Genomic DNA, 11,527 nt, shown 5'->3' with positions numbered 1-11,527 from the left:
GTCGCCGGGCCGCGCCCCGGCCCCGGGCTACGCGGGCCGTTGCAGGACGGCCAGGCTGCGGTCCGTCAGCGTCAGGCTGTCCCCCGCGCGGACCTTCGGCCCGTCCGTCGCGACGCCCTCGGGCCGTGCCGTGTCGACCACGATCTGCCACTGCCTGCCATGGTTGACCGGCACGACGAAATCCAGCGGTTCGTCATGCGCGTTGAACATCAGCAGGAACGAGTCGTCGGTGACCGGCTCGCCGCGGGGGCCGGGTTCGGAGATCGCGCTGCCGTTGAGGAAGACCGTCAGCGACTTCGCGTGGGACGCCTGCCAGTCCTCGTCCCGCATCTCCTCACCCTCATGGGTGAACCACGCGATGTCGGAGAGCTCGTCGTGCGTGCCCTGCACCGGGCGGCCGTGGAAGAAGCGGCGGCGCCGGAAGACGGGGTGGTCGCGGCGGAGCCAGACCATGGCGCGGGTGAAGGCGAGCATCCGGCGCGCCCGCTCGCCGGAGCCGTCCGAGGCGTCCGGCCAGCGCACCCAGGAGATCTCGTTGTCCTGGCAGTACGCGTTGTTGTTGCCCTGCTGGGTGCGCGCGAACTCGTCCCCGTGGCTGAGCATCGGCACGCCCTGGGAGACCAGGAGGGTGGCGATGAAGTTCCGCATCTGCCGCTCGCGCAGGGCGAGCACCCCGGGGTCGTCGGTGTCGCCCTCGGCCCCGCAGTTCCAGGACCGGTTGTGGCTCTCGCCGTCCCGGTTCTGCTCGCCGTTGGCCTCGTTGTGCTTGTCGTTGTAGGACACCAGGTCGTGCAGAGTGAAGCCGTCGTGACAGGTGACGAAGTTGATGGAGGCCAGCGGCCGCCTGCCGTCGCCCTGATAGAGGTCGGACGAGCCGGTCAGCCGGGAGCCGAACTCCGCCAGGGTGGCGGGTTCACCGCGCCACAGATCCCGGGAGGTGTCCCGGAATTTCCCGTTCCACTCGGCCCACAGGGGAGGGAAGTTCCCGACCTGATAGCCGCCCTCCCCGACGTCCCACGGCTCGGCGATCAGCTTCACCTGGCTGACGACAGGGTCCTGCTGCACCAGGTCGAAGAACGACGACAGCCGGTCCACCTCGTGGAACTGCCGGGCCAGCGTCGCCGCCAGATCGAAGCGGAAACCGTCCACCCGCATCTCGGTCACCCAGTAGCGCAGGCTGTCCATGATGAGCTGGAGCACGTGCGGGCTGCGCATCAGCAGGGAATTGCCGGTGCCGGTGGTGTCCATGTAGTAGCGCGGGTCGTCCGCCAGGCGGTAGTACGAGGCGTTGTCCAGCCCGCGGAAGGAGAGCGTGGGCCCCAGGTGGTTGCCCTCGGCCGTGTGGTTGTAGACCACGTCGAGGATGACCTCGATGCCCGCCTCGTGCAGCGCCCGCACCGCAGACTTGAACTCCAGCACCTGCTGGCCCCGGTCGCCCCAGGAGGCGTAGGCGTTGTGCGGGGCGAAGAAGCCGATGGTGTTGTAGCCCCAGTAGTTGGCGAGCCCCGAGTCCGACAGCCGGTGGTCGTTGACGAACTGATGGACCGGCATCAGCTCGATGGCGGTCACCCCCAGCTCCGTCAGATGCTCGATGACGGCCGGGTGGGCCAGCGCAGCGTACGTGCCGCGGATCTCCTCCGGCAGCGCCGGGTGGCACATCGTCAGGCCCTTGACGTGGGCCTCGTAGATGACCGTCCGGTGGTAGTCGGTGCGCGGCGGCCGGTCGTCGCCCCAGTCGAAGTAGGGATTGACCACGACCGAGGTCATCATGTGCGGGGCGGAGTCCATGTCGTTGCGCTTCTCCGGCCGCCCGAAGGGGTAGCCGTAGACCGCCTCGCCCCAGTCGATGGCGCCGCTCACCGCCCGCGCGTAGGGGTCGAGCAGCAGCTTGGCGGAGTTGCACCGCAGGCCGCGGCCCGGGTCGTACGGGCCGTGTGCCCGGAAGCCGTACCGCTGGCCCGGCATGATGCCCGGCAGATAGGCGTGGCGCACGAACGCGTCGCTCTCGCGCAGCTCCACAGCCGTCTCCGAACCGTCGTCGTGCAGCAGGCACAACTCGATCCGCTCGGCGGCCTCGGAGAAGACCGCGAAGTTGGTTCCGGCGCCGTCGTACGTGGCGCCGAGGGGGTACGCCTGTCCCGGCCAGACCTGCATGAGTCGACTCTTCCGTTTTCCTGACGGTTCTTCGGGCTCCGCGCGGGCGGCACGAGCCTGCCATGGATCCGCCATGGGCTCCGGTGCGGAGCCGAACCGGCATCCTCGCCCAACCGTGGCCGTCGAGCCGCCCTTTCGCCAGATCTTCCCCAAAAGGAGCGCGGTCACGGCTCTCTTCGGCTCGCCCAACCGGGTGACCGGCCGGTATCGGACCCATGCCGGGCGGTCCCGGAGCGCGGCCCGCCGGCCGGGGGCATCCGGGACGTATCAGGACGCGTCGGGGCGAGAGCGGGCCCCTGGCGGCTATGAAACGGCTCACTCCTGCCGCGCGGGCCGCTCACAACGCCCTACCCCTCGCTGGAGAGTTGGCCAAGGCCCAGCCGTGTCCGGGTGCGGCGCCTCCCGCCCGCGCAGTAGTCTGCCTTGATCGTTGGACGGGGGCGGAAGGCGGTGCACTGGTGAGCTCGGGCGGGCTGGAGCTGCCCCCTGGGGACGGCAATCCCGGGGTTGACGGTTCGGCCGACACACCACCCGGCGCGGTGTCCTTGGCGCGTCCCGTGGAGATCGGGGCCGCCCTGGACTGGGACGCGGAGGCGTGGGGCGAGGTCCGCACCCGCGCCCGGCGGGCCGGCCGGGCGTACATCTGGCTGAACCTGGTGGAGCAGCGGCTGCGCGCCGTCGTCGCCGCCGTGCTGCGGCCCGTCTACGAGCCGGTGCACGGTGAGGACGAGTGGGTCGTCGCCGCGGCCGGGCCGGCCGGGCAGGAGTGGGTCCAGCGGGCCGTGGCGGTCCGGGAGGTGAGCCGCCGCAAGGGCTATCTGCTGGACCCGGCCGACGACAACGTCCTGAGCTTCCTCACCCTCCCTCAGCTGCGGGAGCTGCTCGTCCAGCACTGGCCGTGCTTCGAGCCGTACCTCGACGACCGGCGCGAGCTCGAACTGGCACTGGACGAGCTGGAGGTGACGCGCAACGTCGTCTCCCGCAACCGCGCGCTCTCCGAGACCGTACTCGCCCAGGCCGAGCGGGCCTCGGCCCGGCTGCTGGCCATCCTCGGCGGCAACGGCGCCGGCAGCCCCTCGGGCGACCGGCTGCCCGTCGACGCCGTCGAGGACATCGTGGGCGACCGCTACGCCGACGTGGTGGGCGTCCACCCCGACCGGGTGCGGCTCCAGCGCCAGCTGCCCGTGGAGGACCTCTTCGGCAGCGCCCGCCGCCTCGACGCGGTGGGCATAGGTCTGAACCTCCTCGTGCAGAACTACTCGGGGAGGCGACTGGTCCGGCTCGCCGAGGCGGGCTGCCGCGCCCGGCTGCTCTTCCTCAACCCCGCCAGCAGCGCCGTGCGCCGCAGGGAGCGGGAACTGGGCATCAAGAAGGGCGAGATGAGCCGGTCCGTCGAGATGAACATCATGCACATGCGCCGGGTCCGGGACCGGCTCCGGGACACCGCGGCCTTCGAGATCCGGGTCTTCGACGAGACCCCGCGCTTCACCGCCTACCTCGTCAACGGCGACGGCTCCGACGGGCTCGCCGTGGTCCAGTCGTATCTGCGCAAGGCGCGCGGCATGGAGGCGCCGGTGCTGGTGCTGCGCGGCGGCGGCAAGGTGGTGCGCGAGGGCCGGGAACCCGAGCACGGGCTCTTCGAGACCTACCGCGAGGAATTCGACAGCATTTGGGTGGATTCGCGCCCTGTGTCCTGATTCCCTGTACGGGATATGACGCCCTGTGGGGCGCACGGGTCCGGTGGGGCGTTGTCAGTGGTGCGTGCGACGCTGGGGACCAGTCGGGGGAAGCACCACGAAGGGGGACCGCGATGGGGTGGCACCAGGAGCTGCTGATCGGTTTCGACCTGGAGACCACGGGCACGGATCCGGCCGAGGCGAGGATCGTCACGGCGGCCGTCGTCGAGACCAAGGGCGGTGAGCCGATCGGCCGCCGGGAATGGCTCGCCGATCCCGGCGTCCCCGTCCCGGCCGAGGCCGCGGCCGTGCACGGCATCACGACCGAGCGCGCGGCGCTGGGCAGGCCGGCGCGCGAGGTGGTCGAGGAGATAGCGGACACCCTCGCCACGCACTGGTCGGCCGGCGCGCCGGTCGTCGCCTACAACGCCTGCTTCGACCTCTCCCTGCTGGCCGCGGAGTTGCGGCGGCACGGGCTGCGCCCGCTCGGCGAGCGCCTGGGGGAGGCGGCGGCGGGCCGGGAGACCGGCCCGGTCGTCGATCCGTACACGATGGACCGCGCCGTCGACCGCTACCGCAAGGGCAAGCGCACCCTCGAAGCGGTCTGCGGGGAGTACGGCGTCGTGCTCGACGGCGCGCACGAGGCGGGCGCGGACGCGCTCGCGGCGGTGCGGGTGGCCTGCGCGCTCGCCGAGCGGTATCCGCACATAGCCGACTCCTCGCTGTGGTCCCTCCACGGCGACCAGGTGCGGTGGTACGCGGAGTGGGCCACGGGCTATGAGAAGTGGCTCCGCCGCAAGGGCGACCCCGAAGCGGCCGTCGACCCGCACTGGCCGCTGCGCTGACGCGGCGCCGACTGCCCCGCTGGGTGCGCCGTCCGCCGCTGGGCGCGGGGCCGCCAGCCGCCCGTGGCGGGGGCGTCCTCGATCGCCGGACAGACCCCGCGCCCCCTTCAGGGCGCTGCCGGACCGCGCTGGGCCGCACCCCGGCCCGCTCAGAACGCGTGCCACCGCACCGTCGCGTCGCCCGCGCGCAGGGAGGCCACCCTGCTGCGGAACTCCGCGAGGGCGCCGGGGTGGCCGGGCGCGTGCTGTGCCACCCACGCGCAGCTCGCCGTCTCCCGCGCGCCCCGCAGCACCTCGCACCCGTCCCACTCCCGTACGTCCCACCCGTAGACCCGCACGAACGCCTCGTACGCGGTGAGGGGCAGGCCGTAGCGGTCCCGGCTCAGGGCGAGCACGACCAGATCGTGCTCGCGCAGGTCGCCGGAGAAGGTCTCCAGGTCGACCAGGACGGGGCCGTCCGGCCCGACGTGCACATTGCGGGGGAGGGCGTCGCCGTGGATCGGCCCCCGCGGCAGGTGCGGGGTCAGCTCGGCGGCGGCCGCCGCGAAGCCGTCCCGCCGCTCGCGCAGATAGGCGGCGTCGGCGGGGTCGACGGCGTCCCCGGCCAGCCGCAGCCACCGCTCGACCCCGCCGAGCAGCTCACGCCGCGGCAGCGCGAAGTCCGGCTCCGGCAGGGCGTGCACCGCGCGCAGCAGCTCGGCAAGGTCGGAGGTGGTGGCCGGGCGCAGCGCCTCGGGCAGCCGGTGCCAGAGCGTCACCGGGTGGCCGTCCGCCACGCGTGGCGCGGGCTCGGCGGCCCGGACGGCGGGGACACCGCTCTCCGCGAGCCACGCGGCGACGCGCAGCTCATGGCGGGCCCGCTCCAGCAGCGAGGCGTCGCGCCCGACCTTGACCACCAGGTCGCCGACGGCGAAGACCGCGTTCTCGCCGAGGGTGAGCGGCCTCGCGTCCGCCGCGGTCACCTCGGGCACCGCCGCCGCGAGGAGCGCGCGCGCCCTCGCTTCTCCGAACACCGTCTCCGCCGCTTCCGTCACGTCGCACCTCACCTGCCGTCGAGCCGATCGACTGACAGTCTCCCCTGTCGCCCGGCGGCCGACGGGACCGGGGGCGCGCGGCGAGGCGTGGACGGCGGAGGCGTCCGGGCGCCGCGCCGCCGGGTTCGCGTGCGCGAAGCGGCCCGTGCGGAAGGCGGACGTTCCGAACGCCCAATAACCGTCGGAGCGTTGCCCGGCCACGCGTGCGCTCATCTGTGAAACGCCTTGCACGTAAAGACAGTTGCTCACCGGAAACTCGTATGTCCTTCAAGTAAACAGTGGCAGCGATTGCCAGTACGTTGTCCAATTTGCCGTCGTTCAGCGGGGTTTGAATTTCCGCAAAGACGTTGCGTATGTCACACCTTCGTTCGGATGTTGAATTGAGCGCGTCAATCCTGACAGGGTTTCGGAGCGCCCGGAGTGATGCCTTCCGTCGTTCCGGGCGATTGCGCCCCACGCGCAATTCCCCCACATTCCGCACGAGGAGGAACCTCGTCATGGCAACTCACAAGCGCGCCGGTAAGCGACGGCTCGTTCTGGCGATATCCGCCGCGGCCGCCGTCACGGCCGGAGTCACCGTGCTGACTCTGCCCGCCGGCGCCGCTCCCGCCCCCGCCGAGGGCACCGTCTACGGTGCCGGCGCCAAGGGTTCGGTGGACGGCAGCTACATCGTCCTGCTGAAGGACGGCGCGAGCGCCAAGGGCGCCGGAGCCAAGTCCCTCTCGACGGAGGGCAAGGACCTCGCCGCGCGGTACGGCGGCAAGCTCAACCGCACGTACGACTCGGCGGTCCACGGCTTCTCCGCCAGCGGTCTCGACGAGACCGGGGCGAAGCGGCTCGCCGCCGACCCGGCGGTGGCCAAGGTCGTCCAGAACCACCGCTTCACCATCAAGGGCACCCAGGAGAACCCGCCGTCCTGGGGTCTGGACCGGATCGACCAGGCCGACACCAAGGGCGACGGCAAGTACAGCTACCCGGACAGCGCGGGCGAGGGCGTCACCGCCTACGTCATCGACACCGGCGTGCGCATCAGCCACAAGGACTTCGGCGGGCGCGCGTCCTACGGCTTCAACGCGGTGGACAACAACGACAAGGCGGACGACGGCAACGGCCACGGCACGCACGTGGCGGGCACCATCGCCGGGACCGAGCACGGCGTCGCCAAGAAGGCCAAGGTCGTCGCCGTCCGGGTGCTGAACGCGGAGGGCTCGGGCACCACCGAGCAGGTCGTCGCGGGCATCGACTGGGTCACCAAGAACCACAAGGGCCCCTCGGTGGCCAACATGAGCCTCGGCGGCGGCGTCGACGAGGCCCTGGACGCGGCCGTGCAGAAGGCGATCGCCTCCGGCGTCACCTTCGCCGTCGCGGCGGGCAACGAGTCCACGGACGCCGGCCAGAGCTCCCCGGCCCGGGTGAAGGAGGCCATCACGGTCGCCTCCTCCACCAAGGACGACAAGCAGTCCGACTTCTCCAACTACGGCAGCGTCGTCGACCTCTACGCCCCCGGCTCGGACATCACCTCCGACTGGAACGACAGCGACTCGGGCAGCAAGACCATCTCCGGTACGTCCATGGCCACCCCGCACGTCACGGGTGCCGCCGCGGTCTACCTGAGCGGGCACAAGGACGCCACGCCCGAGCAGGTCTCCTCGGCGCTCACCCAGGGCGCCACCCCGGACAAGATCTCCAACCCGGGCGCGGGCACGCCGAACAAGCTGCTGAAGGTCGTTCAGTAGCCCCCGCGATTCCCTGATCGCAGGCCGGCCGTCGTTCCCCACCCCCACGGGGTGCGACGGCCGGCCGACGGCTTTTCCGGCGGGCATTCCGGCAGGCGGCGGGCTGTCCGGCAGACACAGGCGCAGACGCGGGCACGCACTTCACGCCGGGCCCGCGGGTCAGTCCCGGAAGGCCGCCGGGTGATCCTGCGGCCGGGCCGCGGAAGGGGCCGTCGCCGAAGTGGCCGTCGCGGAAGAGACCGTGGCGGCAGAGGCCGCGGCCTCCTCGTACCGCCGCAGTATCAGGGACACCACCTCGCGCGCCGCGCCCAGCACCTGCGCCACGGTGTCGGCCGGGCCCGCGCCCGCCGCGATCCGGTCCGGCAGCCGGCCCGGCGCGAGGACGTACGGCGCGACGGCCACCCGGCGCGCCCCCGCCGCGCGCAGCGCGCGTATCGCGTCGCCGACCCGCGGCCCGGCCGCCGACGCGAAGGCCGGCCGCACCGCGAACCAGCCGCCCGCGCGCTCCCATTCCCGCGCGACGCCCGCGATCACCGCGCCCGCCTCCGGGTCGGAGGAGCCCGCCGCCGCCAGCACCACCCCGGTCGAGCGCCGCTCGCCGGGGCGCACCCCGGCCTCGCCCAGCCGCCTTTCGAGCGTCGCGGTCAGCAGCGGCGACGGGCCGAGCACCGCGGCCTGCCGCACCCGCAGCCCGGGCAGCCCGGCCGTCACCTCGCGCAGGACGGCCGGGATGTCGGTCCTGGCATGGAAGGCGCGCGTCAGCAGCAGGGGGAGCGCGATCACCTCCCGTACGCCCTCCGCCGCGAGGCGCTCCAGCGCCAGCGGCACGCTCGGCACACAGAAGTCGAGATAGCCCACCTCGACCCGCAGCCCGGGCCGCGCCGCCGCCAGCCGGTCCCGGAGCGTGGTGACCGTCGCCGCGTGCCGGGGGTCGCGGCTGCCGTGGGCGACGAGGAGCAGGACCACGGGCCGGTCCCTACCGGCCCGCCGCCAGCCCGCGGCCGCGCAGCACCCTGCGCTCCAGCGGGCTGAAGACGATCAGGTCGATCGCGATGCCGACGAAGAGGATGAGCAGGATGCCGAGCAGGACGCCGGGCATGTCGGAGTCGGTGCGGGCGTTCTCCAGATACTGCCCGAGGCCCAGTCCGAGGTCGGGCGAGGAGGCGATCAGCTCGGCGGCCATCAGCGAACGCCAGGAGAACGCCCAGCCCTGCTTGAGCCCGGCGAGATAGCCGGGCAGGGCGGCGGGCAGCAGGACGTGCCAGGCGCCGCGGGCCCCGGTGGCACCGAGGGTGCGGCCCGCCCGCAGATACAGCGGCGGCACCTGGTCGATGCCGGACACCAGGCCGTTGGCGATGGACGGCACGGCACCCAGCAGGATCACCGCGTACATCGCCGAGTCCGTGATGCCCAGCCAGATCACCGCCGCCGGCACCCAGGCCACGGACGGCAGCGACTGCAGACCGGAGAGGATCGGGCCGAGGGCCGCGCGGACGAACCGCACCCGGGCGACCAGCAGCCCCAGCGGGGTGCCGAGCGCCAGCGCGGCGAGGAAGCCGAGCAGCCCGCGCGAGACGCTGGTCCAGATGATGTCGAAGAGCGTGCCCCGCGTCCACAGTTCACCGAGGCTGTGCCCGACCGCCGAGGGGTCGGGCAGCTTGTAGTCGTCGGTGACGTGCGCGAGGACCAGGACCTTCCACACGGCCAGCACGAGCACGACGGCGACGGCCGGCGGCAGCACCTTGTGCAGCAGCACCTGGGTGAAGGGCGTCCGCTCGACCCGTACGGAGTCCAGGGCGTCGAGCCCCGCCTCCAGCCCGGCGAGGTCCTGCGGCCGCGCCGGAGGGGAGGTGTCGGTGTCAGTGCCGGCCATGGCGGCGGATCTCCCCACGCAGTTCTTCGGTGATCTCCACGGACAGGTCCGCGACGGCGGCGTCCTCGATCCGGCGCGGCTGCGGGATGTCGACGGTCCACTCCCGCGCCACCCGGCCGGGCCGGGAGGACAGCAGCACCACCCGCTGCGCGAGGCGCACGGCCTCCCGGACGTTGTGGGTCACGAACAGCACCGACAGCGAGGTCTCGGACCAGACGCGGGTCAGCTCGTGGTGCAGCACGTCCCGGGTGATGGCGTCGAGCGCGGCGAACGGCTCGTCCATCAGCAGCAGCCGGCTGTCCTGCGCCAGCGCCCGGGCGAGCGCGACGCGCTGCCGCATCCCGCCCGACAGCTCGTGCACCCGCTTCCCGTACGCGCCGCCGAGCCGTACGAGCTCCAGCAGCCGCTCCGCCTCCGCGCGCCGCCGCGCGCGGGGCACCCCGCGCAGCCGCAGGGCGAGTTCGACGTTCCGGCCCGCGGTCAGCCAGGGGAAGAGGGCGTGCTCCTGGAACATCAGCGCGGGGCGGCCGCCGGGCACCTCGATGGTGCCCGCCGTGGGCCGGTCCAGCCCGGCGACCAGGTTCAGCAGCGTCGACTTGCCGCAGCCCGACGCCCCCAGCAGGCAGACGAATTCGCCGGGGCGCACGTCGAGGGTGATGTCGTCCAGTACGGGCTGCGCCGCGCCCGCGCGGCCGAAGCTCTTGCGCACGTGGTCGATGCGGACGGCCGCCGGTATGTCGTCGCCGACGACGGCCGTTCCGAACTGGTCGGTGGTCAGTGCCGGGGCCATCCGGTCACCTCCTGGTTCTGGGCGGTGGTGAACGACTGCTACTGCTTGCCGAGCTTCGCGGCGTCGGCCGCCGGCCTGCCCTCGGACTTGAGGATCTTGTTGAGCGGGGTCAGGTCGTAGATGCCGGACAGGTCGGGCGCCTGGAGCAGCCCGGCCTTGACGGCGTGTTCCGCCTGCGCCTGGAGGGTCGCGGCCAGCGGGTCGTCGGTGACCGCGATGCTCTTCCAGGCCGGGTCGAGGATCCCGGGGGGCAGCGCCGTGCCGGAGAGCTGCTTGAGCGCGGCGTTCGCGGACGCCTTGGCCTTGTCCGGGTTCGCGGCGATCCAGGCGTTGGTCCTCACCGAGCCGCGCAGCACGGCCTCGACGACGTCGGGGTGCTGGTCGAGGAACTTCTGCGACACGACCACATTGGTGATGACGAACTTCTTGTCCGGCCACAGCGTGGACTCGTCGAGCAGCATCTTCCCGCCCTCGGAGACCAGCTTCGAGGCCGTCGGCTCGGGCACCCACGCGCCGTCGACGGAACCGGACTTGAAGGCGTCCGGGGTCACCTTGTTGTCCGTACGGACCACCGAGACGTCGCCCTTGCCGGTCTGCGGGTCGACCTTCCAGCCCTGCTCGGCGATCCAGTTGAGGAACGCGACGTCCTGGGTGTTGCCCTTCTGCGGCGTCGCGATCTTCTTGCCCTTGACGTCGTCCAGGGAGCGGATCTTCTTGGGGTCGACGACGAGCTTCACCCCGCCGGACGCGGAGCCGGAGACGATCCGCAGGCTCTTGCCCTTGGACTTCACATAGCCGTTGATCGCCGGGGAGGGGCCGATCCAGCCGATGTCGATGGAGCCCGCGTTGAGCGCCTCGATCTCGGACGGGCCCGCGTTGAAGGTCGTCGCGCGGAGCCGGGTGCCGCCGAGCTCCTTCTGGATGATCCCCTCGTGGTCACCGACCAGCGCCGTCGCGTGAGTGATGTTGGGGAAGTAGCCGATCCGGACGGTTCCGGCCGAGAGGGCCTTGCCCTGGGCGGTGGTGTTCCCGCCGCCGGGGGAACTTCCGGAGTCCTTCTGCGAGCCGTAACCACAGGCGCCGAGCACGCCGGCCAGCAAGGGGACGGTGGCAGCGGCCGCAAGGAGACGGCGGACGGAAGCGGGCATGACGGCGGTTCCTCTCGGCGGTCCGGGCGTGCGGTCAGGGCACACCCGGCGGCGGTGCGACGGGACTTCGGGGACGGAGCGGCAGTGCGGACACGGTCATCGGCCGGCACATCGGCCGATGCCGCCCCTGCCGCCGCCGAAGGCTTCCCCGGCCATGCCGGCGGCGAGTGTGGTGTCGTCGGCGGGGTCGATGATGAGGAAGGAGCCGGTGTGGCGGGCGGTGGCGTAGGGGTCGAGGGCGAGGGGTTCGGCGGTGCGGAGGGTGACGCGG

The 11,527-nt window shown here is 72.5% G+C and carries 10 protein-coding genes; 3 read left to right on the top strand and 7 right to left on the bottom strand.

From position 1 onward, the window contains the following. Positions 1-27: 27 nt before the first annotated feature. Positions 28-2,154, bottom strand: a complete 2,127-nt coding sequence (gene glgX / locus ACZ4A5_RS29500; RefSeq protein WP_467590814.1) for a glycogen debranching protein GlgX — start codon at positions 2,152-2,154, stop codon at positions 28-30. A 458-nt stretch (positions 2,155-2,612) separates the two neighbouring features. Here glgX and ACZ4A5_RS29495 point away from each other — a divergent pair, with 458 nt between their 5' ends. Beyond that, a complete protein-coding gene (locus tag ACZ4A5_RS29495) occupies positions 2,613-3,851 on the top strand; it encodes an SAV2148 family HEPN domain-containing protein (protein ID WP_398870852.1) in 1,239 nt (412 codons plus the stop codon). Positions 3,852-3,964: 113 nt separating this feature from the next. Next, complete coding sequence (locus tag ACZ4A5_RS29490; protein WP_467590811.1) at positions 3,965-4,675, top strand: exonuclease domain-containing protein; 711 nt, start codon at positions 3,965-3,967, stop codon at positions 4,673-4,675. A 149-nt stretch (positions 4,676-4,824) separates the two neighbouring features. Here ACZ4A5_RS29490 and ACZ4A5_RS29485 read toward each other — a convergent pair whose 3' ends face one another. Next, positions 4,825-5,688: a phosphotransferase enzyme family protein gene (locus ACZ4A5_RS29485; protein WP_467590856.1), complete on the bottom strand. Its 864-nt coding sequence runs from the start codon at positions 5,686-5,688 to the stop codon at positions 4,825-4,827. Between the two features lie 518 nt (positions 5,689-6,206). Here ACZ4A5_RS29485 and ACZ4A5_RS29480 point away from each other — a divergent pair. Continuing rightward, positions 6,207-7,445: a S8 family peptidase gene (locus ACZ4A5_RS29480; RefSeq protein ID WP_467590808.1), complete on the top strand. Its 1,239-nt coding sequence runs from the start codon at positions 6,207-6,209 to the stop codon at positions 7,443-7,445. A 159-nt stretch (positions 7,446-7,604) separates the two neighbouring features. Here the strand turns inward: ACZ4A5_RS29480 and ACZ4A5_RS29475 are convergent, their stop codons facing one another. The 5 genes from ACZ4A5_RS29475 to ACZ4A5_RS29455 form a co-directional block, all read right to left on the bottom strand. Next, positions 7,605-8,411 (bottom strand): sirohydrochlorin chelatase, encoded by an 807-nt coding sequence (locus ACZ4A5_RS29475; RefSeq protein WP_467590805.1) that lies wholly within the window; start codon positions 8,409-8,411, stop codon positions 7,605-7,607. Between the two features lie 10 nt (positions 8,412-8,421). Then, complete coding sequence (locus tag ACZ4A5_RS29470; RefSeq protein ID WP_467590802.1) at positions 8,422-9,318, bottom strand: ABC transporter permease; 897 nt, start codon at positions 9,316-9,318, stop codon at positions 8,422-8,424. Continuing rightward, positions 9,305-10,108 carry an ABC transporter ATP-binding protein gene (locus tag ACZ4A5_RS29465; protein ID WP_467590799.1) on the bottom strand — a complete coding sequence of 268 codons (804 nt, stop codon included), beginning with the start codon at positions 10,106-10,108 and terminating at the stop codon, positions 9,305-9,307. The genes ACZ4A5_RS29470 and ACZ4A5_RS29465 overlap by 14 nt, the downstream gene beginning before the upstream one ends. 38 nt (positions 10,109-10,146) lie before the next feature. Next, positions 10,147-11,256: an aliphatic sulfonate ABC transporter substrate-binding protein gene (locus ACZ4A5_RS29460; RefSeq protein WP_467590796.1), complete on the bottom strand. Its 1,110-nt coding sequence runs from the start codon at positions 11,254-11,256 to the stop codon at positions 10,147-10,149. A gap of 96 nt (positions 11,257-11,352) precedes the next feature. Next, positions 11,353-11,527 (bottom strand): elongation factor 1-alpha C-terminal domain-related protein (locus ACZ4A5_RS29455; protein ID WP_467590854.1); only part of this gene is annotated, 175 nt, incomplete at its 5' end.

The organism is Streptomyces sp. NPDC025618 (genome assembly GCF_055558795.1).
This window is presented reverse-complemented; position numbering and strand designations above follow the sequence as displayed.